Consider the following 26,847-nt stretch of genomic DNA (forward strand, 5'->3'; position numbering starts at 1 on the left):
AGACTGTGTCTCGACGCGGCAACAATTAATTATCGCAAGATGTTAGTTTGCCAACCCGCACGATTGAACTGACTTTGTAGTCATTAAGCCACACCGGTCTTATGCAGCATGCAAGTTGCATACGTGGCACACCGGCCCGCGTCATTACACGAACGCACCGGGCGCTTTGCACGTCATGGTTTATCATCCAGAAACATTAACCTTTTCGCAAACGCAGCCAATGAAGCAATTTACCCTTCCGCAGAATTCCTTTCTGCTCCTGCTGACGATCGTCACCATCGCTTTTCTCTGGATTCTGCTGCCGTACTCCGGCGCCGTGTTCTGGGGCGTCGTGTTCGCCATCATTTTCGCGCCGTTGCAATCGAAATTGCTGCGGGCAACCAAGGGCAAGCCGACCGTCGCCGCCCTGCTCTCGCTGCTGGTCATCGTGTTGATGGTGCTGCTGCCGCTGGCCATGATCACGGCGTCGCTGGTCGATCAGGTCGCCGGTATTTATACGATGGTCAGCAGCGGGCAGATCGATTTCGCCCACTACTTCGAGGTCGTGATGCGCGCTTTGCCGAACTGGGCTATTTCGATTCTCGAACGCTTCGAATTGACCAACCTGGCCTCGCTGCAGACCAAGATCACCGAATTTGCCGCGCAGATCAGCCAGGCAGCGGCCACCTATGCACTCAATATCGGGCGCAACACGCTCGACTTCGTCGTCAGCATGACGATCATGCTGTACCTGCTGTTCTTCCTGCTGCGCGACGGCCGCATCCTGGCAGCGCGCATCCAGCGCGCCGTGCCACTGAGCGTCGAATACAAGAGCCGCCTGTTCCAGAACTTCACGACGGTCATTCGTGCCACGGTCAAAGGCAATGTGCTCGTGGCGATTGCCCAAGGCGCATTGGGCGGCCTGATCTTCTGGATGCTGGACGTGTCCGGCCCGCTGCTGTGGGGCGTGGTGATGGCGTTCCTGTCGCTGCTGCCGGCCATCGGCGCGGCACTGGTCTGGGGGCCGGTGGCGATCTATTTCCTGGTGACGGGCGCGATCTGGCAGGGCGTGGTGCTGGCCGCGTATGGCGTTCTGGTCATCGGTCTGGTCGACAATATCCTGCGCCCGATCCTGGTCGGCAAGGACACCAAGCTGCCCGACTACGTGATCCTGCTCTCCACATTGGGCGGCATGGCGCTGTTCGGCCTGAACGGTTTCGTGATCGGGCCGGTGATTGCCGCCCTGTTCATTGCAGCGTGGGATCTGTTCTGCCGCGCGGACGAGTTCCAGGAAGAGTAACAGCGAAGGCAACAGTAAAGGTAAGATACGCGCTTTGCCCCGGCCGGCATGACGCCCGCCGGGGTCCTGCCGCAACCTGATTCACAGAGAAATCCCATGCTGACTACCCTGCTCGACTGGTTCCTTCACCTGGACCGCCACCTCGCCGTACTGGCCGCCGAATACCAGTTGCTCGTCTACGTACTGCTGTTTGCCGTGATCTTCGTCGAGACGGGCGTGGTCGTGATGCCGTTCCTGCCCGGCGACTCGCTGCTGTTCGTCACCGGCGCGCTGGCTGCCAAAGGCATGCTGTCACTGGAAATGCTGATCCCGCTGCTGATCGTCGCTGCGGTGACCGGCGATATCCTCAACTTTGCCATTGGCAGTGCGTTTCGTGAACGTGTGAAGCGCGGCTACCGGTTCCGCCTGATCAAGGCCGAGCACATCGCGCACACCGAGCGTTTCTTCGAGCGCCATGGCCCCAAGACCATCGTGCTGGCCCGTTATGTGCCGATTGTCCGTACGCTCGCACCGTTCGTGGCGGCGCTCGGCAGCATGCGCTATGCCACCTTCCTCGCGTACAACGTTGCTGGCGGGACCTTGTGGGTCGTGTCGCTGACGGTCGCCGGCTACATTTTTGGCAATATCAAGTGGGTCAACGACAACCTGACTGCCGTCATCATGGGCATCATCGTGCTGTCGCTGGTGCCTGGCATCGTGGCCTGGCTGCTGGAACGGCACCGCGCGCGCCGCGCCGGCGGCCAGGTCTGACCTGACCACATTTGACGCCACTCAAGCCGGGGAATATCCCCGGCCAGAATGTCAGGCAGCGCAGACGGCAACCGGCAAGGCCATCGACACGGTGGTGCCCCTCCCCGGCCCTGCGCTGCGCACGAAAATCGATCCGCCATGGGCTTCGCACACGCCCTTGGCAATCGTCAAGCCCAGGCCCGCACCGACGGGCGCGCGGCCTGGCGCCAGCGCACGGCGCTCGAACGGCTCGAAAATGTGCTGCAAGTCTTCCGCCGCGATGCCTGCGCCACAGTCGATGACCTCGGCGCGCAGCACGTTGCCCTCGATATAGACCCGCAGGCAGATTTCCTCGCCGTCCGGCGTGAAAGCGCTGGCATTGCACAGCACGTTACCCAGTGCCTGCGCCACCCGCTCCGGATCGCAGCGCAATTCGGCGTCGGGATTGTCGACTTCGACAATCAAACGCTGGTTGCGTGAGCGCACCAGTGTTTCCACCGCGTCGAGCGACAGGTGCACGATCTCATGCTTTGTGCAACTGCGTGGCTCGACCGGCAGCGCGTGGACACAATCTACACGTGACGCGTCCAGCAGATCGGCAATGAATCGCGCGAGCTGCCTGGTTTGGCGCTGGACGACGCCGGCCATCTTTGCCACCACCGGGTCCTTGTTGGCACGCTGCAAAAGGCCCGCGATACTCATGATCGGCGCCAGCGGGTTGCGCAGTTCGTGCGCGAGCATGCTCAGGAATTCTTCGCGGGCATGGGCAGCGTCGCGCTCCCGTTCCTGCAGCCGGCGTTGTTCGCTGATGTCGGTCAGGCAGCACAAGGCGCCCACGACCGTGCCATGCGCGTGAAATACCGGCTTGGCATGCACGACGATGCGACGTGGCTGGCCATCACGGCACACGGCAAGCAGTTCAGTAGGACACGGCGATGCCCCGGCGGCTGCCTGCGCCGCCGGACTTGCCGCCTTGTCCAGCAACGCGCCATCCAGGGACCGAAGCGTCTCGAATCCATCCCACTGCATGTCTTCCAGCTGCGGGCAGGCATCGCCCCATATCCGCTTTGCTGCAGCATTGGCGTGCACGAGCGTGCCATCAGGGGAGCAGCAATATGCGGGGCAAGGCATTTGTTCGATGGCCCATGCATAGGATGCAGGCCACCCGTTATCCAGCTCGCTAAATTCGCCGTCGAGCGGCATGTTCTGATTGTTCATGGTGCAAATGCGGAAAGAGCACCGCTATCAAAGTCTCAATCGACATTATCGAGGTTGCAACATTTGCACAACGTAGGAGAGCGACTACCGGGCATGTGGGAGGTTGACGTGCAGGCAGCCTGTATACGACAAACGCCCCGCATCGTGCGGGGCGTTGGACATGGGTTGGGCAAGCGCCCGACCAGGGAATCAGTTCGACTTGGCGTGCGCTGCCAGGCGACGGGCAATAGCTGGCGAGACGGCATCGGCGCCGCGGGTCATGCGGTACAGCGCCCAGACGTCGGCGCTGCCGGTGGTGCGGGTTGCGGCGGTTGGCGCTGCCTTGACTTCACGCACGAACTCGAATGCGGTGCTGAACACGGCGGCCAGTTGGGCAGCGAACGATGGGCGAAGGGACAAGGTGGTCATGGTTTTCTTCCTGTGTGTTTGATCTGGTATGAAGCTAGTATGCGCTCTATCAGATAGAAATCAAATTGCGATCCATGATAGTCGTCATTCACAAATCAACTATCTCGGGCATTCAATATTTGATCGACAACAGGAAGCCAACTGGTGCCGGCGTCATGCCGACACCTTCATTCCACTGCGTCCAGGCCGTCTCAGGCGCCAGCCAACGCAAGGCGTCCAACTGGCGCCTCCTGGCTGCGTGCAGGTGCAGGTGCAGGGTGGGCGGCGAGCGTGCTGCCACCGGTCTTGAACACGCTGACCACGTCGGCCAGATGCGCAGCCTGCTGCTGCATCGAGCCGGCGGCCGCGGCAGCCTGCTCGACCAGCGCAGCGTTCTGTTGCGTTGCCTGGTCCATCTCGGTGATGGCGGCGTTGACCTGCTCGATGCCCGCGCTCTGCTCGTCGCTGGCATGCGAGATCTCGCTCATGATGCCGGTCACGAGGGAAATGCTCTGCACGATATTGGTCATCGTGGTGCCCGCGCTGTCCACCAGGCTGGTGCCCGCTTCGACCTTTTGCACCGAGTCGTCGATCAGGCTCTTGATTTCCTTGGCCGCTGCCGCGGAGCGGTGCGCCAGGTTGCGCACTTCGCTGGCAACGACGGCAAAGCCGCGGCCCTGTTCACCCGCACGCGCCGCTTCCACGGCGGCGTTCAGGGCCAGGATATTGGTCTGGAACGCGATGCTGTCGATGACACTGGTGATGTCGACGATCTTGCGCGACGACGCATTGATTTCGCTCATCGTGCCGACCACTTGCGCAATCACGGCGCCGCCCTGCCCGGCAATGCTGGCGGCTTCGGAGGCCATCGTGTTGGCGCGGCGGGCGTTATCGGCATTCTGGCGCACGGTGGACGTGAGTTCTTCCATCGACGAAGCCGTTTCTTCCAGCGAGCCGGCCTGTTGTTCGGTGCGGCGCGACAGGTCCAGGTTGCCCGCGGCGATTTCTGCTGATGCGGTGGCGATCGTTTCGGTGCCGGCGCGCACCTGGCTGACGATCCCGAGCAGGTTGTCGTTCATCTTTTGCAGTGCTGCCATCAACTGGCCGGTTTCATCGCGGGTCGTGACGGTGAACTGGCTGCTCAGGTCGCCCGACGACACGCGGTCGGCAACGTCCACCGCATCCTGAATCGGCCGCACGATCGAACGGGTGATGAAGATGCCGAAGATGACGCCAAGCACAATAGCCAGACTGCCCAGGCCAATCAGCGTCGTGCGCGCCGTCGCATAGGCATCGGCCGCATCGGCCACGAATTTTTCCGCCGATTTGCGCTGCGCAACCGCAAGCTTGTCGATCGATTCAAGGTAGGCAAGGCTGGTCGGCTTCATCCGGGTCTCGAAGATAAGCCGCGCACCGTCGGCGTCTCCGGCGGCCTTGGCATCGAGCAGCGCCTTGCGTGCGTCCAGATACGGCGTCCGGGCGGTCACGACCTCCTGGAACTGTGCCTGCGACTTGGGGTTCCGCAAGCCAGCCTTGATCTCATCCTGCAATGCGGAAGAGCGAACGGATCCCGCTGCGATGCGGTCGGTGATGATCTTGACCTGGTCAGGCTCGACGGTGCGGTACGCCATTTCCATCAGCGTGGTATTAACTTCAATGATCTTGGACCACTCGGCCACGTTACGCTGGTTCTTCATGCTGGTATTGACCACGCGATCGGTCGCATCGTTCATGTCACCCATGCGACCGAGGGTAATGACGATCACGATTGCCATGAGGAGCAATACGGCCGCATAGCTGAACGCCAGGCGCGTGCCTATTTTTAAGTTTTTCATCAACGATTATCCGGAGAGATGTGAGAGAGGTAGGCGCCCTGCGAGTGGATGGAACGACCGGCGATAAGGATGCCCAAAAGAAACATCATCGCACATGTACTCGTTGAATGTGTTGCACACGGCCAACATCATCGGCCAATAGTAACGAATTAGCGCGTAGTCCGCGCATGTACTTTCAACCTCAAACATGGTCGGTTCGGCATGCATATGCCCATCCGTCACTATCCTGCTTTGGAAGACTTCGTCAGCTGCCCCCAACCGGGCTCATCGCGCGGAAAATCTGGATGACGGCCGGTCCCAGCAGCACGACCAGCAACGCCGGAAAAATGCAGAAGATCAATGGAAACAACAGCTTGGTCGCAATCTGCGCCGCCTTTTCTTCCACCAGTTGCCGGCGCCGCGTGCGCAGTTGTTCCGATTGCACCCGCAGCGCGGTGCCGACGCTGGTGCCAAAGCGCTCGGCCTGGATCAGCATCTTGACGAGCGCATCGACGTCTTCCACGCCGGTGCGCAGCGCCAGGTTGCGCAGCGCTTTTTCCTTGGCGCTGCCGGCGCGCAGTTCCAGCGTCACCAGTTGCAGTTCGTCGGCCAGCACCGGGCTTTTCAGGCCGATCTCGCTGCCCACGCGCGCCAGCGCCGCGTCCATCGCCAGGCCTGCTTCGACGCAGACCGTCATCAGGTCGAGCGCGTCGGGAAAGCCCTCGAAGATGTCGCGCTGGCGATTGGCGACGCGGCGCTTGAGGAGGAAGTCCGGCAAGTAGTAGCCGATGCTGGCCGCGCCCACGAGCAACAGGAAGGTCAGCGCCAGTGGCCGGTTGGCATGGTGCGGCAGCGCGATCCAGGTTACCAGCGGCAGACCGAGCGTCAGCACGGATTTACCGGCGTGGTACAGCCCGGGGGCTGACGGCGCGCGCCAGCCGGCATTGATGAAGCGCAGCCGCAAGGGTGAGGATTCCCAGCCGTCGGCCGGCACCGACAGCCTGGCCAGCGGCTCGGCGAAATCTGCCAGGCGCTCGCGCCAGCCATCGCCGCGGCGGGTCCTGGGCACATCGCGTTCGTCCAGCGCCACCAGGCGCGCCTTGACGGGATCGCGCGTCAGCAGCAGCAAGGCGATCACCGCGATGCCGAACACCAGCAGGAACATCGCTGCCAGCATGAGAATATTTGCCATCGTCATCGTGTCGTCCTGTCGTTACATCCGGATGCGGACGATCTTGCGGATCGCCAGCAAGCCAAAGCCCATCATCCCCAGCGCAGCGCCGCTCAGCTGGCGCCCGACCGGGTCGTTCACCAGCACGCCCATCGTCTCGGGATTGGCCAGCGCCATCATGCCGCCGGCGCCAAACGGCAGCAGGCACAGCACCCAGGCGGAGATGCGGCCCTCGGCCGACAACACGCGCACCTGGCCTGCCAGCTTGTGGCGATCGCGGATGATGCTGGAGATCGACGTCAGCAATTCGGTCAGGTTGCCGCCGCTCTCGCGCTGGATCAGCACCGCCACGACGAAGTACTGCAGATCCATGCTCGGCACGCGCTGCGCCAGGTTGTTCAGCGCGTCGCCCATCGAGACGCCGAAATTGACTTCATCGAATGCGGTCTTGAATTCTTCACCCAGCGGCGCGGCCACTTCGTCGGCCACCAGTTTCAGCGCCGTCGGAAACGCATGGCCGGCGCGCATCGCGCGGCTCATCATGTCGAGCGCCTCAGGCAGCTGGCGCTCGAAGCGCACCATACGCGCGTCGCGCGCCCGCGTCAGGCGCAGCAGCGGCAGCCAGCCGGCAACGAGCATGCAGGCCAGGAGGCCCGGCAACGGCAGGCGCAGCAGCAACGCCGCCACGAGGCCGCCGAACGCACACGCTGCGCACACGGCCAGCAGCGACGCCACCTTCTGCGCACTGCCTGCCTGCAGCAGCATGCGGTCCAGCCGGTACACGCCGGGAAGGCGCCCCAGCAGCGGCTCGAGCTCCGGATTGTCGGACAGGCGCCGTTCCTTGACGATGGTGACATCGAGTTCGCGCGTCTCGCGCCCGATCACGCTGCGCAGCCGGCGCGCGATGCGCTCGGCTTCCGGGTTGTTGTTCGCCTGCCAGGCCGTGTACACGCCCCATACCAGCAGCAGGACGGCGACGAACAGCAGCAGGATGAACAGGAGGAAGGTGGTATCCATGCCAGGGGTCCTAACGCGGCTCGAAGATGTGCGGCGCCAGGTTCACGCCGAACGTGCGCAGGCGCTCGGCAAAGTGCGGCCGCACGCCGGTGGCGGTGGATTGGCCCAGCACCGTGCCGTCGTCCGCTACACCGGTCTGGCGGAACGTGAAGATCTCCTGCATCGTGATGACGTCGCCCTCCATGCCCGTCACTTCCGTGATCGACAGCACCTTGCGCTTGCCGTCGGTCAGGCGCGAGACCTGCACGACGACGCCCACGGCCGACGCGATCTGCTGGCGCATGGCCTTTGGCGGCAGGTTTGGCGCCGCCATGCTGATCATGTTTTCCAGGCGCGTGAGCGCTTCGCGCGGCGTGTTGGCGTGCAGGGTCGCCATCGAGCCTTCGTGGCCGGTGTTCATCGCGCCCAGCATGTCCATCGCTTCTTCGCCGCGCACCTCGCCCAGGATGATGCGGTCGGGGCGCATGCGCAGCGCGTTCTTGACCAGCGCGCGCTGGGTCACTTCACCCTTGCCTTCGATGTTCGCAGGGCGCGTTTCCAGGCGCACCACGTGCGGCTGCTGCAGTTGCAGTTCGGCCGCGTCTTCGACCGTCACGATGCGCTCGTTGTGGTTGATGAAGCCCGAGATCACATTGAGCATCGTCGTCTTGCCCGAACCCGTGCCGCCCGAGATCACGATATTGACCTTGGCCTTGCCCAGGCCCTGCAGCACTTCGGCCATGTCGGCCGTCATGCTGCCGTACGCCACGAGGTCGGCCAGGCGCAGCGGATCGGCCGAAAAGCGCCGGATCGACATCACGGCGCCATCGATCGCCAGCGGCGGGATGATCGCATTCACGCGCGAGCCGTCCGGCAGGCGCGCATCGACCATCGGGCTCGATTCGTCGATGCGGCGGCCCACGCGCGAGACGATCTTGTCGATGATCTTCATCAGGTGGGCTTCATCGGTGAAGGTCACGTCGGTCAGTTCAAGCTTGCCGCGCCGTTCGACGTAGACCTGCTTGTGCGTATTGACCAGGATGTCCGAGACGGTCGGGTCTTCCAGCAGCGGCTCGAGCGGGCCAAAGCCCAGCATCTCGTTCTGGATGTCGCGCGTGAGCATCTTGCGCTCGGCGTCATTGATGACGACCATCTCTTCTTCGAGCAGGCGCTCGACCAGCAGGCGCAGCTCTTGCCGGATCTGGTCGCCGTTCAGGCGCTGCATGCTTTCCAGGTCGATGCGGTCGAGCAGCGCTTCGTGGATGCGGGCCTTGAGCTGGTGATACGCGCGGTTGTCGATCGGCCCGCCGCGCACGGCGGCGGCGCGCGGCGCCGGAGCGCCCGTAGTCACGCGCGTGGGCGCGTTTGGCGTCGTGCTGCTGCCAAGTGCTGCGCTGCCGAGGCGTTCGCGCAGCGAAGCGGTAGGGATCATGTTCATGTCGTTGGACTCCTTGACCAGTTCACGGGTCATACGTCAGTTCTGCGGCGCTTGAACAGCCGTGCCATCACGCCGGCCGCCGCCTGCGGCGCCGCCTCGCCCGTCTGGCTGCGCGCCATCGTCATCAAGGCCGCGCTCAGCGGGCTCTCGGGCGCCAGGCGCGTGATCGGCACGCCCTGGTTGACCGATTTGGCCGCCGCGTCGTAGTGGTTCGGCATCGTGTGCAGGTGCGTCGTGTCGAACGCCTGCTCGAGGTCCTTGAGCTTGATGTCGCTGTTGTTGTCGTGGCGGTTCACCACGATTTCGACCTTGTCGTTGCCGTATTCGAGGTTGCGGAACACGTCGAGCAGGCGCTTGCCGTCGCGAATGTACGGCAGCGTCGTTTGCAGCACCGGGTAGATGGTGTCAGCATGGTCCAGCGCGCGGATCGTCACCGGATCCAGGCTGCGCGCGACGTCGAGCACGATGAAATCGTACTGGCGGCGCGCCAGCTTGATGATCGCGTCAATGTGCTCGGGCTTGACGTCGCTGGCATGGGCCGGATCGGACGGTGCAGCCAGCACGCTGAAGTTCGGCGTCACAGCCACCATGCTCGACGACAAAAACGACGGGTCGAGCCGGTGGATCTGGGTCGCCACATCCGACAGCGTGGCCAGCGGCTTGCTGTCCGAAACAAACAGCGACGCATCGCCGAACTGCAGATTCATGTCGATCATCGCCACGCGTTTGGTGCCGCCGGCCGACAAGGCATACGCCAAGTTCGTGGCCAGGAAGGTCGCGCCGCTGCCGCCCTTGCACGAGATGAAGGCCAGTACCCTGCCCTGCGCCGCGCCCTGGCTGCCGAATTTCTCGGCGATGTGGTCGACGGCCTTGGCCAGTTCAGCGGCGCCGGGCGTGGCCGGCAGCACTTCGCGCACGCCCGCGCGCATCGCGCGCAGCAAAAAGTCCTGCGACAGGTCGCCCGACAGCACGATGAACGCCATGCGCGGGAACAGGTGGCCGAGCCGCTCGAGCTGGTCGAGGTCACCCTCGTCGGCGCGCGGCTGGTCGACCACCAGCAGGTCGGGGATGGCGTCGTCGCTCATCGTCGACAGGCGCGCCGGGGTGCCGGCGATCATGTCGACTTCGTCGCTGCCCGGGCGCGCGCGCAACTGGCGCGACAGCTCGATCAGGTGGCGCTCGTCGCGCGAAAGGACTGCAATTTTCATGATGGCCTCTTACTTGTTCCCGCCGAACAGCGTGATCTCGACCTGCGGCGCGGGCGCGGCGAACGAGCCCTGGTAATTCTTGTAGCCGAGGATCGCGGCGCGGGCATCGCTGCCCGGTGCGGCCGGCGTGGCCTGGGGCGCGATGACCTGGCTGGCCATGATGCTCCGCACGGTGTGACCGGTGCCGGCGGGGGTTTGGGTCGCGCAGCCGCCCAGCAGGAGCGTCGAGGATGCCGCGAGGATGGCGGTGATGGTCGTCTTCATGATCATTTCTCTTGTGCGGCAGGGGCGGCGCGGCCTTCGAGCTGGCCGCCAAGCAGGAATTCGGCGCGGGTCGGCTGCACGTATTCGTCGGTCGGCAATGCGGGCTGCGACTGCATCGGCTTGGCCAGGCGCGGCGTCACGATGAACACCAGTTCGGTGCGGTCATTCTGGAAGTCGCTGCTGCGGAACAAAGTACCGAGCACCGGGACGTCGCCCAGGAACGGGAAGCGCTTGATGGTGCTAGTCACGTTATTGCGGATCAGGCCACCGATGGCGAAGCTCTGGCCATCCTGCAGCTGCACCGTGGTTGCCGCGCGCCGCGTCGTAAACGATGGCAGGATCGCGGTCGCGCTGTTGCTTGAACCGGGCGTGGTGATGCCGATGCCTTCGCGATTGAGTTCCGACACTTCCGGCGCCACGCGCAGGTTGATGCGCCCGCCCGCCAGCACGGTCGGCGTGAATTTCACCGCCACGCCATACTCTTTTTCCTCGAGCGTGATCAGGCCCGCGCCGCCGGACGAATTCTGCGCGACCGGGATGAAGATCTTGCCGCCGGCAAGAAAACTCGCCTCCTGCCCGCTGATGGCCATGACGTTCGGCTCGGCCAGGATCTTGACCAGACCGTCGCGCTTTTCGCCGTCGATGGTGAGTTCCTTGATGCCGGTGCCCACGGCGCTGACGGCGCCGGCGCCGCCACTGAGCAGGCTCGATACGGCGGCATAGGTCCAGTTGCCGTTGGTCTTTGAAAAACCTGCCTTGGCGCCCAGCTGGTCGACGAGCGACTTCGAAATCTCGGCGATCTTCACTTCCAGCATGACCTGCTGGGGCGCGGCGATCGACAGCATGTTCAAGACTTTCGCGGCGCCGCCAGAACCCGCGGCTGGTGCCGATGCAGGCGCGCCGACGGACAATGGCGACGGGCTGCCGGCGCCGCTGTCGGCCTGGCCGCCAGCGGCGGGCGCGGCGCTTTCCTGGAATGCCGTGGCCAGATCCACCAGAGCGCTGGCCACGCCGACATCGCTGACCATCCCCGACAACACCACGGCGTTGCCGCTGGCGCCGATGCGGATATCGCGCTCGAGCGGGAACAGCGCGTCGAACTGCGCGCGCAGCGCCGACGTATCGATCGCCACGTCCAGGTCGATCACGGTCGAGCGTTTGTCGCGGCCGGACACGATCAGGTTGGTGCTGCCGACACTGCGCGCGACGATCACGACTTCGCTCGCGCCGGGGACCACGACGTTGGCCACTTTCGGGTCGCCCACCATGACCGCACCGGCCGGTGTGCAGAAACGCTTGAGAACGGATTTGCCGCGCATCACCTGGAGCCGCCCATTGGCACCGCCGCGCAGGTCGATGCAGTCGGCCGCTGCGGCGCTCGTGTCGACGGCGGCGGCCTTGCTGGCGGGGGCCGCATGGGCATCCAGCGTCAACGCAACGGCGCAGGCCAGCAGGGTTTTATGAGTCAATGTGGTCATGACGGATTCTTCAATCAAAAGCTTTGCGAAGCGGCGTCCAGGCCGCGGATCACCAGGACACCGTCGCGCGGCGCGCTTGGCTGACGTGGTGCAGGAGATGGGGTGCGCGGCGCCGGCTCGACCACCGGCGCTGGTGCCTTTGCCGTCACTGCCGGCAGGCCGAGTACCGATTCGCGCGTGGCGCCGGTGGTATTGGCCGGTTGCGCTTCGACCTGGTTGCGCAGTACCAGCGACAGGGAGCCGATCGAGCGCGCCAGGTCGAGCTTTTCGACTTGATCCGGGGTCAGCTCCAGCGTGACGGCATTGACGACACGCGGCTTGCTGTCGTCGACGGCCGATTCCTGCGCCACGGCCAGCACCAGGATGCGCTCGAGTACGATCTTCGAAATCGAGCCGGCGTTCTGCGCCAGGTCGCTGTTGCTCGGGGCCAGGTTGACGAGGATGTCGACATAGTTGCCTGGCAGTGCAAAGCCGGCGACGCCGACGACGTCGTTGACGCGCACCGTCATGGCGCGCTTGCCGCTGGCCACCACCGCCGACAGGCCGCCCAGCGTGCCGGCCGGCGCCAGTTTCGATTCGAGTACCGGCTCGCCGCGGGCGATGTCGCCGCGGGCGATGCGCCCTTCGAGCAGCTTCATGTCGGTGATCGCGCCGGGCGGCAACGCGCCGGCGGGCCAGTCGGCCAGTTGCAGGCTGGCCGGCAGGATGCGCGCGCCCTGCCCGATGTCGGCTGCGGCCACCACCACACGGGTGCCGGCCGGGCCCTGCTCGCCCATCCACTTGGCTGCCAGTACCACGGCGCCCAGCGCCAGCAGCAGTGCCACGCCGATGATCAGGATCGCTCTCGAATTACGCATGCTCATACTCCGTCGTGCCGCGTTCGCGGCGTTCTTGTGATGCGGGCCGGCCTGGGGCGCCCGCGGCAAAATAGTTATCCCAGGCCCAGTCCAGGGTGCGGCGCGACAGTTCCGGCGCGCGGTCTTCGTAGCGCGCCAGGTCGCGCAGCTGGCGCATCAGGTCGCGCGGGTAGCAGGCCAGCAATGGCACGCCGCGCTCGCGGTGGCAGGCCAGCAGGTAGTCGAACGAAGCGGCGTCGAACGCCACGCCGACGCTGTCGCATGCCTGGTGGAACAGGCGCGCGTATTCGTCGGTTGACGCGGCCGGCACTTCGATCTTGTAGCCGAGGCGGCGCAGGAAGGCGCCATCCGACAGGCGCTGCGGCACGAAATTCGACGAGAACACGATGATCACGTCGAACGGCACCTGGAATGTGTGGCCCGTGTGCAGCGTCAGGTAATCGACATTGCGGTCCATCGGCACGATCCAGCGGTTCATCAGGGCTTCCGGGGTGCAGCGCTGACGGCCCAGGTCGTCGATGATGAAGATGCCGTTGTTCGACTTGAGGTGCGGCGGCGCCTGGTACAGGCGGGTGTGCGGATCGAACCGCAGGTCGAGCATGTCGAGCGTCAGTTCGCCGCCGGCCAGCGCGGCGGGACGGCGCACGCCGCGGATCCAGCGCAGGTCTGGCGCGCTGCCGCGGTCCAGGCCAGGCGCTTCCGTCACCGCCGCTTCGGTCACGCAGTGCTGCACGTTGTCGAAGAACGGAATCACTTCGCCATCGACCATCAGCGCGTGCGGCACGGCGATCGTGCCAACCAGCAGGTCGCGCAGGCGCTCTGCGAGATAGGTCTTGCCGCTGCCGGCCGCGCCGTGCAGGAACAGCGCACGGCCCGAATTCATGCCGGCGCCGATCTGGTCGAGCACGACCGGGTTGACGACGACACCATCGAAGGTGGCGGCCATTGCGCCACGCGTTACCTGCATATTGGCCACGCTGTGCGCCGCGACCTGGGCCACGTAGGCGGCCAGCGTGACGGGCGCCGGACCGGCGTAGGCATTGCGGCCCAGTGCGGCGTGGGCACGCGCGCGGCCGGCCTCGGTGAGGATGTAGCACAGGTCGGCGTCGGTGCCGCTGTTGCCGATGCGCGCGACTTCGCACAGTTTTTCGCTGCGCAGGAACGCGATCAATGGATCGATGACGCTGACATTGAGTTTGGTGTGCGCGGCCAGTTCGGCCAGGCGCAGTTGGCCGCGCTGGAACAGAATCTTGCCCAGCAATTCGGCCAGGAACAGGAACGGTAGGCCGGTCTCGTCGACTGTGCGCGGCGCCCTGGCATCGGCCGGGGCGTTCGCGCTTGCCAGCAGGGTCTGGCTCACAGCGGCAGCTCCCCATGCACGCGCAGCCACAGCACGCAGCCGACGGTGGCAACCGCAATCGCGATCGCATATGGCAGGCGGCCACTGGCTGCTTCCGGTGGTACTGTTGGCGTGGCGATGACGCCGGCCAGCGCCGAGAACGTCGTGTGCAGCGCCATGTGGTATGTGTTGGCGACCAGGCGGCGCAGACTGCCCTGCCAGGCCGCAAATGCCAGCGCGAGCACGCCGCCCGCGACCAGCGTGACCAGGCCGACCGTGATGATCTGGCCGGCGCCGACAAAAGCGCCCACCATGGCCAGCAGCTTGACGTCGCCGGCGCCCATCAGGCGCAGCGCGTACATCGGCAGCAGGATCGCCAGTCCCAACCCGAAGCCGCCCAATGACGACAACAGCCCCAGGCCGCCCATCGGCGTACCGAACAGGCCCGGCCCGGCCGGCAGCGTGGTGTGCAGCACGAACGCCACCAGCATACCGGGGAAAACGACGGCATTCGGGATGCGGCGCGCCTTCACGTCATGCCACACGGCGGCGCCAAGTAGCAAACAAAGCATCATCAGTGGCAAGATCGTCAAGGACATACTCCGGGTAAAAAAAATCCGGCGTCGGACAATCCGCGCCGGATGAGGACCGCTTGAGGCGGGCCGTGCTCTGTTCAATTACGCTGCTGGCGTCTTGATGCGTGTGGTCAGGTCCTTGAAGATCGTGCTGATACTGCCACCCAGCGTGGTAACTGCTGCAATGATGACGCCGGCGATCAGCGACGCGATCAGTGCGTATTCGATGGCGGTGACGCCGTCTTCTTCTTTGATCAGGTTTTTAATGAAATTCATGGTGGATCCTTTCAAGGGTCTATAAGGCTGAGTCGATTGGCTTTATGCGCTCGTCCATGCAGCCATTGCCGCAATGAAGCAGACGACTGCGAGCAGAACCGAGAGAACGACATACGACATGGCCGGATTGCTGCTGCTTTCATACTGCTGTTCCGGGTTGTCTTCGCTGTCGTGCACCGTTCGCTCCTGTTCGCTTGCCGCCGTACCGCATGTAACGATACGCAGCGCATGAGTAGAATCTTACGGACCCCCGACTTTGTTGCCATCCGTCAAAACTACCTTTTTGAAAGGTACGTTGCGCCGTGGCAACCCGGTACATTTGTCCTGGGTCGCCCTGCGGCACATTCCGACGGAGAGAAAGGGTGATGCCTCAGGAGAGGCCGTGCCTGGTGGCGTAGACGTACAACTCGAGGCGGTTGGCCACGTCCAGCTTCTGATAGATGGTGGTGAGATGGTTGCGCAGCGTGCGCTCCGAGATGAACGCGCGTTCGGCCAGTTCCTTGTTCAGGGCGCCCTTGCCCTGCACGATCATGCCGATGACGTCACGCTCGCGCGCCGTCAGTGTGCCGATGCGTTCGGCCTCCGGGTCGGCCTTGGGCGCCGGCGCGACCAGTTGGCCCAGCAGCGCCTGCATCAGCGACTGGTCGAGCCACAGCTCGCCCCCGTGCACCTTGCGCACAGCCAGCAGCACGTCCTCGGTTGGCGCTTCCTTGCTGACCACGCCGCGCGCACCGGCTTTCACGGCAGCGGCCAGCGTGCCCTGGTCGCGGTTCGCGCTCAGGATCACGACGCGCGTACTGCCATTGGCCACCAGCGCCGGCAGAAAGTCGATGGAACTGCTGCCTTTGAGGTCGAGGTCGAGCAGCACGATGTCCGGGTGGAGTGCAGCGCACAGGGCGGTCGCCTCCATGCCATCGCTGGCGCTGCCCACCAGTGTGAACGACGGGCCTTCGGCCTGGATCAGGCGCTCGAGACCCCACAGCATGGTCTTGTGGTCATCCACGAGCAGGATGCGGATGGTCATGGTTTCTCCATTACGTTATGTCGGTGCGGGTCAGACCGGGATGCGGACGCGCAGCAGCGTCTGGCGCCCGTCGGCCTCGACGTCGAGCGTGCCGCCCACTGCGGCCACGCGCTCGGCGATCGAGCGCGGCACGAAAGGTTTGGGCGCGGGAGCGCCATCGGACACCGGGTTGAAGATATCGATGGCCAGCTGGCCGGCGGCGTCCTCGATCACGACGCCGGCCGTGCGCGCCCGCGTGTGCTTGCAGATATTGCTGATGCCTTCGGTGACGATCTGGAACACCTCGGCTGCCATACGGTCATTGCCGACGCCCTCGCCTTGCACCTCGAGCATCACGTCCAGGCCGTAGAAAGTTTGCACCTGGCGCAACTGGCGCCGCAGCGCCACCAGCAGTTCGGGTTCTTCCTGGCGCCCGCTGCGAAAACGCTGGGCGAAGTCGCGCATGTCGCCGATCACGTCCGAGCACATCGCCAGCAGGCGGTCGAGTTCAGGTGCGACCGCGCTGTCTTCACCGGCGCTGTTGCGGATCGCGGCCACCGCGTGGCGCAGGCCGATATATGGCTGGATCGTGCTGTCGTGCAGGTCGCGCGCAATGGTCTGGCGTTCGCGAAACGCCGCTTCGGACGCCAGCCGGTCGAGCAGGTCGATGGTTTCGATGACCGGAAACGCCTGCTGCACGATGTGCTTGAGGAACGTGGCATCACTACGGCGCAGGCGCGCTCCGGTGACGAAGATGCGCCCACTGCCTTTGCGCAGCGGCAGCGACGCACTGACGAAACTGTCGGTATCGAGCAGGTCGGCCACGTGGCTGCAGGCGTCCCTGTCCGTCTTGCACCACTCTTTTTCCCCGGTGGCCAGGCGTACCGCGCACACACCGCCCAGCAGCAGGCGCAGCAAGCCGGCGCCGGGGCCGCGGTACAGGATCGCCCCCGTCCCCAGGGCCAGCAGCGGTTGCACATCGGCGGCGTCGGGCCGGCTGCGGCTGATCGCGCGGCCAGCCCGGGGATGATGGGCCGTATTGAGGATCCAGCGCTGGTGGCTATCTTGCATCAGCAAGGTGCAGGTGCTGGCGCCGTAGTAGCGCAGGATCTTGTCCATCAGCGAATCGAGCGTATGCTGCACGCCGAAGCGTGGGTTGGACAGGCGGCTGACGTCGCGCAGCAACGCGAGCCGGCGGCGCTGGTCAACGGACAGGCCACCCCAGAAGGCGATCATGTAGCCCAGTGCGAGCATGAACGTGGCGCGCAGCAGCAGGATGTGAAACGACTGGAAGCCCTGTACCAGCATCACCGACAGGGTCACGATGGCGACCGCACCCAGCGTGAGCCTGGCGCCGGCATCGAACCCGTGGCGGAATGACGTGGCCAGGATCGCAAACAGGAAGAACGAGAAGAACGGACTGGCGCCCCCGCCGGTAACAAGAACGATCACCCCATACCAGATGATGTCGATCCAGTAGATGTTGGGGCCGTGCCAGAAACCGGCCCGGTAGCTGGCGATCACCAGCAGTGTCAGGCTGTGCAGCACGTAGCCGGCGAATACGAGCCAGGTCCACGGGCTGGATGCGACGACGCCACCAGGTCCGATGTACAGGGTCAGCAGTGCCGAGATCGACAGCAGCACGCGCATGCCGAACACCATCCAGGCTTCTGCTTCAGGTGCCGCGGCCGATGGCGCGGCGGCGCCGGGCGTGCGCAGTGCGGCGACGATCAAACGACGGATATCGGGGTACCAACTCATGTTGTTGCGCGCCGACAAACGCGCTGACTCCTCGCTAAAACGGTTACAGAGGGTGATTATTGCCCTGTAGAATCCCTGCAGTTTATCGCATACGACCAACGCACACTCTCACAGTTGCCCGAATATGTTGTTTAAGAGACCCCAGCGTCAATCTGGCGCCACACTCGTCGAGATGGCCATCATCGCGCCCGTGCTCATGCTGGTCCTCGTGGGGATGATCGAAATGAGCATGATGTTCTTCGCCACGCTGACCATGCAGTATGCGGTGCGTGAAGGCGCGCGCTTTGCCATTACCGGCCGCGTAAACGACGGCGGGACCAGCACCCAGCAGCGCTACGCGAGCGTGATCGCGAAGATCCGCGACAACTCGCTTGGCATGTACGAACGTACGAACTGCATCGTGTCGGTCAATGGCAAGAGCTACGCGAGCACCAGCTACAGCAACGCCATGTTTGGCGGCGCAGGCGAAATGGTGGTGCTGCAGCTTGATTGCGCCTGGCCGGTGACAACGCCGCTGCTCTCGACATTCTTCACCGGCGGCAAGAACAGCTTCGCCGTCGGCGCCACCATGCGAAACGAGTATTTCTGATGCTGCCCATGTCGTTTGCTGCCATCCGTCCGGGCCGACGCCAGCGTGGCGTTGCCGCCGTCGAGCTTGCCCTGCTGCTGCCAATGCTGGTGGTCCTGCTGCTGTGCGCCATCGACGGCGCGCGCGCTTTGCAAGCCAATATCATCATCACCAATATCGCGCGCGAAGGCGCGAACATCCTGTCGCGCAGCGGGGTGGATCTGAACGACAGCAGCCAGGACACGATCAATGCGCTGATGGCCAGCGCCCCGCCGCTGAACGTCAACCAGCTGGGGATGATGTACATCACCCGCGTGATGGGCGTGGTGACCAATGGTGTCTCGCGCAGTGTCGTGCTGGATCAGTACCGCTGGGACGATGCCGAGCGCCTGCAAGGATTTCGCCGGAGCGGCTACGCGCCGCAGAGCAAGGTCTATGGCTGCAGCGCCTGGAGCGGCACCGGCAAATGTTCCAGTGTCAGCAGTGCTACCCGGCCCGCGACGACGATCATGAGCGGCAAGCTCGATGATGGCGAAGTTGTCTTCGTGGTCGAGTCGTTCTATCGCTTCGACATGCTGGTCAGCGGCTTCACCAGCGGCTCCAGCACCCTGCCCACGTTCGGGCCCGACCTGTATGCCATGAGTGTGTTCTGAGATGAATCCGAATCTTTCCCGTCAGCGCGGTGCGGTCGCCATCATGGTGGCCGTGTCGATGCTCGTGCTGCTTGCCGTGGTGGGCCTGTGTGTCGATGCCGGGCTGGCATATCTGGTCAAGGCGCGCCTGAATGCGGCAGTGGATTCGGCGGCGCTGGCCGGCGCGCGCGCGGTCACGACCGGCAATAACCAGACGGAGCAGATCGCCAGCGCGCGCGCCGCCGCGGCCGACTTCTTCGCCGCCAATATCCCGAACAATTACCTGTTGTCGTCGCCACGGATCACCAGCACCAACGTGACCTTCAACGGCGGCCAGGCGACGATCGATGTCAAGGCTGAAGCGCCGATGCCGGTGTCGATCATGCAGATCATGAATTTCACGACGCTGACGCCGGTCGCGGCGGCGCAGACGGTTCGGAATGACCTGGATATGGCGCTGGTGGTCGATACGTCCGGGTCGATCGGTGCTGCCGGCCCGGGTGTACGTACCGCTGCCAAATCGTTCCTGAGCAAATTCAATGTGACGCAGGATCGTGTGGCGCTGATCCATTTCGCGTCCGGCGCAGTCGTCGATGCGCCAATCGGCCAGTCGGCCCGCGGCTTCAATCGTAGCGCGATGAACACGAAGATCAACAGTTTCATCTTCGAGGATGGTACTGCTTCGGTGGAAGGCATGTGGAATGCGCGCGACCAGCTCAACAAAGTCCCGCAGGGCAGCCGTTCCACCATGCGCGTCATCGTGTTCTTCTCGGACGGCGCACCGACTGCCCTTGGCTCTTACCTGATCTTCGACAACAAGGACAAGGACTGCATCGAACCCGGCACCCTGGATTCGGGCAGCCCAATCTATGCGCTCGGTGACCTCAACAGTGCGTCCTTCAATTACGTCAGCGACAAGTGCCGCCTGGTGCGGAACAACAGTTATGCGGCGCGGCGACTGCCGAACTTCTACAATGCGCACGCACCGGACTGGAAAACTGCAACGGATGTGAACTTTACGAGCGAGTTTCCGATCGTGACCAAGGGGCCGCGCGAAGTGACTGCCGACCTGTCCGGAAACTACGCACGCAACGTTGACCGGGCGGCGCGCAATCTGGCTGAAAGCGTCGCTGCCAAAGCGCGTGAAGAAGGCATCTATGTATTCACGCTCGGCCTGGGCGCAGCGCTGAAAAGCACGAGCGCTCACGATACTGCGCACACCGGTGAGATGGTGTTGAAGTGCATGGCCAATACGGTGGATGCGCCGCTGCGCTGCCAAACCCCGAATCAGCCGGTCGGCATGTACTGCTACGCCGCAACCGACAACGACTTGACGCCCTGCTTCTCGCGGCTGGCCTCGGCGATTTTGCGCATCACCAAATAAACGCGGGGTGCCTCTTCGGCACGCCGCCTTATCGAAAGTGGGGGGTGCGCGTGCACCTTCAGTGCGATGCGCGCGAGCGCGTTCCCGGGTCTCCTGAGCGGTCACCACCACTCACCACCGTGAGAAGCGTTCATGAGCACATTCATCACCTTCGACTCGATCAAGGCGTTTTCCGAAACCGGCTTCACCGAAGACCTGAAGCAGTCCACGATCCCCACGCTGATCATCCATGGTGACGACGACCAGGTGGTGCCGATCGATGCGGCTGGCCGGGCTTCAAAAGCGCTGGTGCCGCATGCCACGCTGATCGTGTATACGGGCGCGCCGCATGGCCTGACCGAGACCCACAAGGAGCAGGTCAACGCCGATCTGCTGGCGTTCATCCGGGAGTAGCCGCGGCCATGCGCTAGAATCGCCCTCTTCGGTGCCGCGCGCACCAGCATCTGCAAGGTGGATTCACGTGTTTGCCGTTCTTGCCCTCGACATGGGGGCCGCCATGAAAACGCTGGTGCTCACGCTCGACCTCGTGGGCACCTTTGTGTTTGCGCTGTCCGGTGCCACCGCCGGCGTGCGCCGCCATCTCGACCTGTTCGGCGTGCTGGTGCTGTCGTTCGTGGCTGCCACCTCGGGCGGCATCGTGCGCGACCTCCTGATCGGTGCCACGCCGCCCGCTGCGTTTTCCGACTGGCGCTACCTCGGCGTGTCGCTGCTGGCGGGTGTGACGATCTTCTTCTGGCATCCATTCATCCACCGCGCGCGCAATCCGGTATTGCTGTTCGACGGCGCGGGCCTCGCGCTGTTTTGCGTGGCGGGTGCGCAGAAGGCGCTCGTGTTCGGGCTGGAGCCCGTGATGGCTGCGCTGCTCGGCATGCTGACCGGCATCGGCGGTGGCGTTGCGCGTGACGTGCTGCTGTCGAACGTGCCGGCCGTATTCCGTTCGGATATCTACGCCGTCGCGGCGCTGGCCGGCGCGTCGGTGGTGGTGATCGGCGACGCCCTGCAATGGCCCACGACGCCGACCGCCTGCGTCGGCGCCGCGCTGTGCTTTGGCTTGCGCCTGGCCGCGATCCGCTATGGCTGGCACCTGCCGACGGCGCGCGGGATCGAGCCGCCGGATGCCAATGACCACAATCGCGACGGCCGCTGAACGCAAACCGGCAAATGCATGCACTACAATGGGGGCCAGCCACGCCCCCCATTCAATTGCCATGAGCGCCACCGACCTGCCCTACCGTGCCACCTTGCTCGAAGCCTGCACCTGGCTCGAGCAACAGACCGCATCACCCTGGACCCTGGCGCGCCTGCTCGAACACGCGGTCACGCCGTACGTCTGGCTCGACTACGATCCAGCCCACGCCGAGTTGTTTGGCGACGCCAATGGCGGTTACGCGGCGCCGATCTTCTTTCAGGATGACATCGCGCGCCTGATTGCCGGCAGTGACGACGTATTGATGACGATGACCAAGGACGCTTACAAGATCGTCGCGCACCTGCCGCCGCCGGGTTTCAGGCGTCCGCTCGATGCACTGCGGTTCCAGAAGAAGGACCTGACGCAGCTGGTGACCAGGCTGGAACGCGAGGCGCAGGCAGCCATCGCTGCAGCGGCCGCGCCGCCGCCGGAACCAAAAGCGCCGACCGAGTCGGCCTTCGGCATCAACAAGGCGCAGGTACTGGAAGCCTTTGCCGCCCATGCGCGCATGGATCTGGGCGCGTCGCTCGACAATGCCATCGGCATCTTTGGCGACGACGGCGCGCGCGTGAAGGCCAGCGTGCGCAAGTCCAAACGCAACGCGGTCTGGAACCCGGTGACACTGGCGCTTGGCCTGCATGACCTCCACCGCGTGCCACTGGGCCCGTTACGGCGCGCGTTCCAGACCCATGACTTCCTGCTGGACTGGGAAGACGACTGGGAACAGTCGCTGCGCCTGCTGGGCAAATAGACCCGATCAGCGCGCCAGCAGGCGCCGCAACTGCGCCGCCTGGTAGGCGCCGAAGGTATCGCTGAACAGGCAGCGGATCAGCGGATCGTCGACGACATCGACGTCCAGCAACGCACATTCGGCATCGGCATCGAACTGTGCATCGTTGATGCGCATGTACATCGTGGTGAGCGACTCGCCCTGTTCAAGCGCGCCATACAGTCTGGCGGCCGGAATTTCTGTCGTCCAGCCGAGCGGGCCGGTCCCGGTCACGAGCGTGGCCACGTCACCATCGAGCAGGTAATCGAACACGCTCGCCTGGCCCTGGTGGTCATACACCGAGAGCCGCCAGTAGCGCGCGCCGTCGAAGTAGCTTGAGGCCGCCTCGACCTCGCCGTATTTGGCAGGCACACCCGCGCGGCAGTAATCCACCACGCGCGCCATCTGCGCTTCACTCAGGGCCGCGAAATGCTGTGCGATCGACGCCGTCGACGGCGGCGCCGCATTGCCTTCATAAACGTAATCGACATCCTGCGGGCCCACGGGCACGAGCCATGCGAGCGGCGCCGCCGGTTGCAGCACCGCGCCGCCCAGCCGCACGGACGTACCGGGATCGAGCCGCACGATCGATGCCGCCGGCAGCGCCGCGCCCACCTCGCGCGCAAACTGCGCATAGGTGATCGGGAAGAACGCGCGGTTGTACCACGACCACGGCTCCTGTACGAACTGGCACGAACTGGGCACCACGTAGCGCGGTTGCAGCGCCTGCAGCTGCGCGATCCACTCGGCAGGCAGTTCGGGCGGCGCGGCTGCAGCGCGCGATGGCGTGAGCACTTCGATTTCGCGCATGGTCTGGAACGGCCACAGCACCATGTCCCACGGCCCCAGTCCGACCAGCTGGGCCAGCGTGTCATCGTCGATCCATGAATCGACGACATTGAGCACGTTCTGCCCGGCTGCCTGGACCTGGAACATCGAGTCGACGTCGACGTCCATCGCCTCGCGCGGGGTCACGGTGAACGGGCCGACCGTGACCGGGGTGTTCAGGCGCAGCGGCTGCACGTGCGTGAAGCCCAGCTTGCGCACCATCTCGAACAGTTCGTCAAAGATGCAGTAGATGTACAGGGGCGTGGCGCGGTCCAGCAGATCGAGGCTGTCGAGCGAGCAGTGATCGTCATGGAAGTGCGAGATGAAGACGGCGTCGAACCGCTGGCGGCGGATGGCCGCGACATCGAAGCGCACGTCCGGAAATGCATGGCAGTTGCGGCTGAACGGGTTCTCGAAGATCGTATCGAACGCGATCGTCGCGCCCTCGCAATCGAATACGTACCCCGCATGCAGGATGCGCGAAATGGTCAAGCCTGGCGTCGTCATTGGTCCCCCTTGGAGGCGGCATTCTACAGGGCACGCTGCGGGACGGCGCTTGTTGTCGCCAAACCGAACCGCTACACTGCACCACCCCAGCGTTTCCGAAAGTAGCAGATGATCATGAGCCGCCCCGTCCCCCGCGTCCTCCTTGCCGTGTGCGCGTTGCTGGTCACCGCTTGGGGCGCGCTGGCGCTGTGGTTCCAGCTGTCCAGGCCCGGCGGCTACGCCGCGATCGCCCTCTGGTCTCTTGCCGGCCTGGCCGCCACCATCGCCATCGCACGCGGCCCGGGCAAGTGGCCGGGCGCCAGGGCACTGGTCACCGGCGCCGTGGCGCTGGCCGTGCTGCTGGGCTGGTGGTTTTCACTGGCGCCATCGCACGACCGCGTGTGGGCCGACGACGTGTCGCGCATGCTCGTCTCGCATGTCGACGGCGATCGCCTCGTGCTGCAGAACGTGCGCAACTTTGAATGGCGCACTGAAACCGACTACACGCCGCGCTGGGAGACGCGTGACTATGACCTGGCTGGCATCGTGTCGGCCGACCTGATCATGTCCTACTGGATGGGTCCACACATCGCCCACACACTGGTGACGTTCGGCTTCAAGGATGGCAAGCAGCTCGTGTTCTCGCTCGAAATCCGCAAGGAGCGCACCGAAACGTTCTCCGCGGTCGGCGGCTTCTTTCGCCAGTTCGAACAGGTGATCATTGCCTCGGACGAGCGCGACCTGATTCGCACGCGCAGCAATGCGCGCGGCGAGCAGGTCTACCTGTATCGCCTGCGCGCCACGCCCGGGCAGCTGCGCGCCGTGCTGCTGGCCTACCTGGAGCGCGCCGAAGCATTGCGCCGCCAGCCCGAGTTCTACAACACGCTCACCAGCAACTGCACGACGATCCTGTACGAACTTGCGCACCGCATTGCACCGGACCTGCCGCTCGACTACCGCTTGCTGGCATCGGGCCACTTTGCCGAATACGCGTATGACCAGAACGCACTGACGCCGGGCGTACCGTACGCGGTGCTGCAGCAGCGCGGCCACATCAACGCGCGGGCGCGCCAGGCCGATATCGACGGCAGCGATTTTTCGCGCGCGATCCGCATCGGCGTACCCGGCATTCGCTGAGGCCACCGTGCCGGCACTTGCACTAGTTGCCGCAAGTCAAATCAGGACCGAAAGCTTCCACTAGTATCGACCATGGTCGAATGCGACGAGGGGGCAACCATGGCTGGGCATTACAAGCAATTGCGCCGATCGGCGAGAGGCAGTGTCGCCGTCGAGATGGCGCTGATCCTGCCGCTGTTCCTGATCCTGCTGGCCGGGCCGCTGTATATCGCCCGCGCTGCATGGTTTTACAGCGTGGGGCAGAAAGCGGCGCACGATGCGACGCGCTATATCGCGACCGCGACGCAGGCCGAAATTCGCACCGCTGGCAGCGGCTTCAACGAAGCACGTGTTCCTGCAATCGCCCGCTGGATCGCCCAGCAGGAGCTGGGCGAAATCGTCACGTTTTCCGATGGCATTCTCATCACGATTCTATGCGACGGCGACAATTGCGGTCTGCTGACGCCTGTCAGGGTTCGCACCGCCGTGCGTATCGGGTTGCACGATAATCTCCTCAGCGGCCTGACCGAGCAATACCTCGGCTCTACAGATATGGCCTTGTCCAGCGAAGTCACGATGCGCTATGCCGATCGTTAAGGCTGCTCGCCCGGCGCGCCAGCTTCTGCAAAGGGCGTCAGCCTGCGGAAAACAAGCCGGATCCATCAGCGTGATGTTCGTTGCCGCCCTGATGATCATCCTTGGGTTTCTTGCCCTGGCCCTCGACCTGTCCCTACTCACGCACCGCAAAATGGAACTGCAGAATGTCGCCGACACCGCTGCGTTGTCGGCAGCCCACGAACTTGACGGCACCCCAAGTGGTATCACGAAAGCACTGGACATGGCGTCGAACCGCTTCTTGCAAGGTGCCAACCGATTCACCTACAGCTACGGCAAGGCGACGATGACGTGGTCGGATACTGCCATCGAATTCGCCCGCAGCCCGTCCGGCCCGTGGCGCCCGGTCGGCGAAGCCATGACAAACCCTGTCGATCTGCTGTATGTACAGGTCGATACTGCAGGGCTGGATACCGAATACGGAACGGTCGCCACCCTGTTCCTATCAACGTTCACGGATCTTTCTGACGCCTTTACCAGCGCCCGCGCCGTCGCCGGCCGCTCTGCCATGAAGGTCACCCCGCTTGGCATCTGCGCCATGCGCGACGAAGCCCACCGCAACCATGGGGGTGAGCTGGAGGAATTCGGGTTTCGCCGGGGTGTGAGCTACAACCTGCTGGACCTGAACCTGCCCGGCGCCACCACCGGTCAGACCTTCATCGTCAATCCGGTTGCACAGGCCACGCCCATCACTGAAGTCGCGACGCTGGCGCCATTCGTCTGCACCGGCACGCTGGCCATGTCACGGCTCTCCGGTGGCACAGTGAAGGTATCGCCGTCGTTCCCGATCGACAAGCTCTGGCAGCAGCTCAATTCCCGCTTTGGCACCTACGGAACCGGTGCTAGCGCATGCGATGCCCGCACGGCGCCCGCCGACACCAATGTCAAGGAATTCACCTTCAACAGCGGCACCCCCTGGATGGGCGCGACGCCCGCGCAGCAGTCGGCCACGCTGCTGGCGACAACCGAACGCCGATGGACCGTTGCTGGCCCCGACACGGCGCCCGCTGGCACCCTGGGCGTGCAATTCGGCCCGCTCTGGTCGTACGCCAAGGCGGTCCCGTATGCATCGTATGTCAGTGCGGGCACGCCGGAACCGGCAACCGGCTATCCAACCTATGACGTCACTGCATGGAGCACCCTGTACACACCGGGTCAGCCGACCACCTCCTCGACCACGCCCTATCCCGAGACCGCGGAAACGCCCACACCCTACTCGTACACGACCGGTACCCAATTCTTCAAAAACCCATCGGGAAGTAACAAGAGTCTCGCCAGGCGCCGCGTCCTGCACCTGCCCTTGCTCGCCTGTCCGGTCACTGGCAGCGACGCCACGGTGCGCGGCATCGGCAGATTCTTCATGACCGTTCCTGCCACGCAGACCTCTCTGTACGGCGAGTTCGCAGGCCTGGCGACCGAGCAGTCCCTGGGCACCCGCATCGTCCTGTACCCCTGACGGATGGACTT

The 26,847-nt window shown here is 64.4% G+C and carries 27 protein-coding genes and 1 pseudogene; 11 read left to right on the forward strand and 17 right to left on the reverse strand.

The features are described from left to right. Positions 1–220 precede the first annotated feature (220 nt). Both AC56LV_RS06460 and AC56LV_RS06465 read left to right on the forward strand, forming a co-directional pair. Positions 221–1,279 carry an AI-2E family transporter gene (locus tag AC56LV_RS06460; RefSeq protein ID WP_499556557.1) on the forward strand — a complete coding sequence of 353 codons (1,059 nt, stop codon included), beginning with the start codon at positions 221–223 and terminating at the stop codon, positions 1,277–1,279. 96 nt (positions 1,280–1,375) lie between these two features. Next, positions 1,376–2,029 (forward strand): VTT domain-containing protein, encoded by a 654-nt coding sequence (locus AC56LV_RS06465; RefSeq protein WP_499556558.1) that lies wholly within the window; start codon positions 1,376–1,378, stop codon positions 2,027–2,029. 51 nt (positions 2,030–2,080) lie between these two features. On the opposite strand, the gene AC56LV_RS06470 is transcribed toward AC56LV_RS06465, so the two are convergent. The 16 genes from AC56LV_RS06470 to AC56LV_RS06545 form a co-directional block, all read right to left on the reverse strand. Then, positions 2,081–3,226, reverse strand: coding sequence for a PAS domain-containing sensor histidine kinase (locus tag AC56LV_RS06470; protein WP_499556559.1), 1,146 nt, complete (start codon positions 3,224–3,226; stop codon positions 2,081–2,083). A 189-nt stretch (positions 3,227–3,415) separates the two neighbouring features. Then, complete coding sequence (locus tag AC56LV_RS06475) at positions 3,416–3,634, reverse strand: hypothetical protein (RefSeq protein ID WP_499556560.1); 219 nt, start codon at positions 3,632–3,634, stop codon at positions 3,416–3,418. A gap of 191 nt (positions 3,635–3,825) precedes the next feature. Beyond that, complete coding sequence (locus tag AC56LV_RS06480) at positions 3,826–5,448, reverse strand: methyl-accepting chemotaxis protein (RefSeq protein ID WP_499556561.1); 1,623 nt, start codon at positions 5,446–5,448, stop codon at positions 3,826–3,828. Positions 5,449–5,692: 244 nt separating this feature from the next. Beyond that, positions 5,693–6,625, reverse strand: a complete 933-nt coding sequence (locus AC56LV_RS06485) for a type II secretion system F family protein (RefSeq protein ID WP_499556562.1) — start codon at positions 6,623–6,625, stop codon at positions 5,693–5,695. A gap of 15 nt (positions 6,626–6,640) precedes the next feature. Then, positions 6,641–7,615, reverse strand: a complete 975-nt coding sequence (locus tag AC56LV_RS06490) for a type II secretion system F family protein (RefSeq protein WP_499556563.1) — start codon at positions 7,613–7,615, stop codon at positions 6,641–6,643. 10 nt (positions 7,616–7,625) lie between these two features. After that, positions 7,626–9,032: a TadA family conjugal transfer-associated ATPase gene (locus AC56LV_RS06495; protein WP_499556788.1), complete on the reverse strand. Its 1,407-nt coding sequence runs from the start codon at positions 9,030–9,032 to the stop codon at positions 7,626–7,628. A 29-nt stretch (positions 9,033–9,061) separates the two neighbouring features. After that, positions 9,062–10,240 (reverse strand): CpaE/TadZ family protein, encoded by a 1,179-nt coding sequence (locus AC56LV_RS06500; protein WP_499556564.1) that lies wholly within the window; start codon positions 10,238–10,240, stop codon positions 9,062–9,064. 9 nt (positions 10,241–10,249) lie between these two features. Next, positions 10,250–10,504: a hypothetical protein gene (locus tag AC56LV_RS06505; protein ID WP_499556565.1), complete on the reverse strand. Its 255-nt coding sequence runs from the start codon at positions 10,502–10,504 to the stop codon at positions 10,250–10,252. A 2-nt stretch (positions 10,505–10,506) separates the two neighbouring features. Beyond that, on the reverse strand, positions 10,507–11,982 hold the full coding sequence (locus tag AC56LV_RS06510; RefSeq protein ID WP_499556566.1) for a type II and III secretion system protein family protein: 1,476 nt from the start codon (positions 11,980–11,982) through the stop codon (positions 10,507–10,509). A 14-nt stretch (positions 11,983–11,996) separates the two neighbouring features. Beyond that, positions 11,997–12,839, reverse strand: a complete 843-nt coding sequence (gene cpaB / locus AC56LV_RS06515; RefSeq protein ID WP_499556567.1) for a Flp pilus assembly protein CpaB — start codon at positions 12,837–12,839, stop codon at positions 11,997–11,999. Next, positions 12,832–14,199 carry a DUF8689 domain-containing protein gene (locus tag AC56LV_RS06520; RefSeq protein ID WP_499556568.1) on the reverse strand — a complete coding sequence of 456 codons (1,368 nt, stop codon included), beginning with the start codon at positions 14,197–14,199 and terminating at the stop codon, positions 12,832–12,834. The genes cpaB and AC56LV_RS06520 overlap by 8 nt, the downstream gene beginning before the upstream one ends. Beyond that, the gene (locus AC56LV_RS06525) at positions 14,196–14,771 is read right to left on the reverse strand and encodes an A24 family peptidase (protein WP_499556569.1); all 576 of its coding nucleotides are present in this window, start codon (positions 14,769–14,771) and stop codon (positions 14,196–14,198) included. The genes AC56LV_RS06520 and AC56LV_RS06525 overlap by 4 nt, the downstream gene beginning before the upstream one ends. An 84-nt stretch (positions 14,772–14,855) precedes the next feature. Continuing rightward, on the reverse strand, positions 14,856–15,029 hold the full coding sequence (locus tag AC56LV_RS06530) for a Flp family type IVb pilin (RefSeq protein ID WP_499556570.1): 174 nt from the start codon (positions 15,027–15,029) through the stop codon (positions 14,856–14,858). A 42-nt stretch (positions 15,030–15,071) separates the two neighbouring features. Further along, a complete protein-coding gene (locus AC56LV_RS06535) occupies positions 15,072–15,206 on the reverse strand; it encodes a hypothetical protein (RefSeq protein ID WP_258834374.1) in 135 nt (44 codons plus the stop codon). A 193-nt stretch (positions 15,207–15,399) separates the two neighbouring features. After that, positions 15,400–16,053, reverse strand: a complete 654-nt coding sequence (locus tag AC56LV_RS06540) for a response regulator (protein ID WP_499556571.1) — start codon at positions 16,051–16,053, stop codon at positions 15,400–15,402. 30 nt (positions 16,054–16,083) lie between these two features. Further along, positions 16,084–17,793 (reverse strand): sensor histidine kinase, encoded by a 1,710-nt coding sequence (locus AC56LV_RS06545; protein ID WP_499556572.1) that lies wholly within the window; start codon positions 17,791–17,793, stop codon positions 16,084–16,086. A gap of 124 nt (positions 17,794–17,917) precedes the next feature. Between AC56LV_RS06545 and AC56LV_RS06550 the strand changes: the two genes are divergently transcribed. The 6 genes and pseudogenes from AC56LV_RS06550 (at position 17,918) to AC56LV_RS06575 (ending at position 22,317) form a co-directional block, all read left to right on the forward strand. Next, entirely contained in the window at positions 17,918–18,382 is a 465-nt protein-coding gene (locus tag AC56LV_RS06550; protein WP_499556573.1) for a TadE/TadG family type IV pilus assembly protein, read from the forward strand. Beyond that, entirely contained in the window at positions 18,382–19,014 is a 633-nt protein-coding gene (locus AC56LV_RS06555) for a TadE/TadG family type IV pilus assembly protein (RefSeq protein ID WP_499556574.1), read from the forward strand. Before AC56LV_RS06550 ends, AC56LV_RS06555 begins: the two co-directional genes overlap by 1 nt. A 1-nt stretch (position 19,015) precedes the next feature. Beyond that, the gene (locus AC56LV_RS06560; RefSeq protein WP_499556575.1) at positions 19,016–20,377 is read left to right on the forward strand and encodes a VWA domain-containing protein; all 1,362 of its coding nucleotides are present in this window, start codon (positions 19,016–19,018) and stop codon (positions 20,375–20,377) included. 147 nt (positions 20,378–20,524) lie between these two features. After that, positions 20,525–20,770 (forward strand): annotated as a pseudogene (locus AC56LV_RS06565) (alpha/beta fold hydrolase); the annotation flags it as partial. Positions 20,771–20,837: 67 nt separating this feature from the next. Continuing rightward, the gene (locus AC56LV_RS06570; protein WP_332531678.1) at positions 20,838–21,524 is read left to right on the forward strand and encodes a trimeric intracellular cation channel family protein; all 687 of its coding nucleotides are present in this window, start codon (positions 20,838–20,840) and stop codon (positions 21,522–21,524) included. A 61-nt stretch (positions 21,525–21,585) separates the two neighbouring features. Then, the gene (locus AC56LV_RS06575; RefSeq protein ID WP_499556576.1) at positions 21,586–22,317 is read left to right on the forward strand and encodes a hypothetical protein; all 732 of its coding nucleotides are present in this window, start codon (positions 21,586–21,588) and stop codon (positions 22,315–22,317) included. A gap of 6 nt (positions 22,318–22,323) precedes the next feature. Here the strand turns inward: AC56LV_RS06575 and AC56LV_RS06580 are convergent, their stop codons facing one another. Next, the gene (locus tag AC56LV_RS06580) at positions 22,324–23,670 is read right to left on the reverse strand and encodes an MBL fold metallo-hydrolase (protein WP_499556577.1); all 1,347 of its coding nucleotides are present in this window, start codon (positions 23,668–23,670) and stop codon (positions 22,324–22,326) included. 114 nt (positions 23,671–23,784) lie between these two features. On the opposite strand from AC56LV_RS06580, the gene AC56LV_RS06585 reads away from it, so the two are divergent. The 3 genes from AC56LV_RS06585 to AC56LV_RS06595 all read left to right on the forward strand — a co-directional run bounded on the left by AC56LV_RS06585 (position 23,785) and on the right by AC56LV_RS06595 (position 26,836). Beyond that, positions 23,785–24,786: an Lnb N-terminal periplasmic domain-containing protein gene (locus tag AC56LV_RS06585; RefSeq protein ID WP_499556578.1), complete on the forward strand. Its 1,002-nt coding sequence runs from the start codon at positions 23,785–23,787 to the stop codon at positions 24,784–24,786. A gap of 72 nt (positions 24,787–24,858) precedes the next feature. Next, positions 24,859–25,362, forward strand: coding sequence for a TadE/TadG family type IV pilus assembly protein (locus AC56LV_RS06590; protein ID WP_499556579.1), 504 nt, complete (start codon positions 24,859–24,861; stop codon positions 25,360–25,362). A 70-nt stretch (positions 25,363–25,432) separates the two neighbouring features. Further along, entirely contained in the window at positions 25,433–26,836 is a 1,404-nt protein-coding gene (locus AC56LV_RS06595; protein WP_499556580.1) for a pilus assembly protein TadG-related protein, read from the forward strand. Positions 26,837–26,847 lie beyond the last annotated feature (11 nt).

It is taken from the genome of Telluria sp. RB2R28, from assembly GCF_059685835.1.

Excerpts from the sequence above, each read along its gene's own strand:
- AC56LV_RS06460 (WP_499556557.1), top strand. The coding sequence starts at position 221 with ATGAAGCAATTTACCCTTCCGCAGAATTCCTTTCTGCTCCTGCTGACG.
- AC56LV_RS06465 (WP_499556558.1), top strand. The coding sequence starts at position 1,376 with ATGCTGACTACCCTGCTCGACTGGTTCCTTCACCTGGACCGCCACCTC.
- AC56LV_RS06470 (WP_499556559.1), bottom strand. The coding sequence starts at position 3,226 with ATGAACAATCAGAACATGCCGCTCGACGGCGAATTTAGCGAGCTGGAT.
- AC56LV_RS06475 (WP_499556560.1), bottom strand. The coding sequence starts at position 3,634 with ATGACCACCTTGTCCCTTCGCCCATCGTTCGCTGCCCAACTGGCCGCC.
- AC56LV_RS06480 (WP_499556561.1), bottom strand. The coding sequence starts at position 5,448 with ATGAAAAACTTAAAAATAGGCACGCGCCTGGCGTTCAGCTATGCGGCC.
- AC56LV_RS06485 (WP_499556562.1), bottom strand. The coding sequence starts at position 6,625 with ATGACGATGGCAAATATTCTCATGCTGGCAGCGATGTTCCTGCTGGTG.
- AC56LV_RS06490 (WP_499556563.1), bottom strand. The coding sequence starts at position 7,615 with ATGGATACCACCTTCCTCCTGTTCATCCTGCTGCTGTTCGTCGCCGTC.
- AC56LV_RS06495 (WP_499556788.1), bottom strand. The coding sequence starts at position 9,032 with ATGAACATGATCCCTACCGCTTCGCTGCGCGAACGCCTCGGCAGCGCA.
- AC56LV_RS06500 (WP_499556564.1), bottom strand. The coding sequence starts at position 10,240 with ATGAAAATTGCAGTCCTTTCGCGCGACGAGCGCCACCTGATCGAGCTG.
- AC56LV_RS06505 (WP_499556565.1), bottom strand. The coding sequence starts at position 10,504 with ATGAAGACGACCATCACCGCCATCCTCGCGGCATCCTCGACGCTCCTG.
- AC56LV_RS06510 (WP_499556566.1), bottom strand. The coding sequence starts at position 11,982 with ATGACCACATTGACTCATAAAACCCTGCTGGCCTGCGCCGTTGCGTTG.
- cpaB (WP_499556567.1), bottom strand. The coding sequence starts at position 12,839 with ATGCGTAATTCGAGAGCGATCCTGATCATCGGCGTGGCACTGCTGCTG.
- AC56LV_RS06530 (WP_499556570.1), bottom strand. The coding sequence starts at position 15,029 with ATGAATTTCATTAAAAACCTGATCAAAGAAGAAGACGGCGTCACCGCC.
- AC56LV_RS06540 (WP_499556571.1), bottom strand. The coding sequence starts at position 16,053 with ATGACCATCCGCATCCTGCTCGTGGATGACCACAAGACCATGCTGTGG.
- AC56LV_RS06545 (WP_499556572.1), bottom strand. The coding sequence starts at position 17,793 with ATGAGTTGGTACCCCGATATCCGTCGTTTGATCGTCGCCGCACTGCGC.
- AC56LV_RS06550 (WP_499556573.1), top strand. The coding sequence starts at position 17,918 with ATGTTGTTTAAGAGACCCCAGCGTCAATCTGGCGCCACACTCGTCGAG.
- AC56LV_RS06555 (WP_499556574.1), top strand. The coding sequence starts at position 18,382 with ATGCTGCCCATGTCGTTTGCTGCCATCCGTCCGGGCCGACGCCAGCGT.
- AC56LV_RS06560 (WP_499556575.1), top strand. The coding sequence starts at position 19,016 with ATGAATCCGAATCTTTCCCGTCAGCGCGGTGCGGTCGCCATCATGGTG.
- AC56LV_RS06575 (WP_499556576.1), top strand. The coding sequence starts at position 21,586 with ATGAGCGCCACCGACCTGCCCTACCGTGCCACCTTGCTCGAAGCCTGC.
- AC56LV_RS06580 (WP_499556577.1), bottom strand. The coding sequence starts at position 23,670 with ATGACGACGCCAGGCTTGACCATTTCGCGCATCCTGCATGCGGGGTAC.
- AC56LV_RS06585 (WP_499556578.1), top strand. The coding sequence starts at position 23,785 with ATGAGCCGCCCCGTCCCCCGCGTCCTCCTTGCCGTGTGCGCGTTGCTG.
- AC56LV_RS06590 (WP_499556579.1), top strand. The coding sequence starts at position 24,859 with ATGGTCGAATGCGACGAGGGGGCAACCATGGCTGGGCATTACAAGCAA.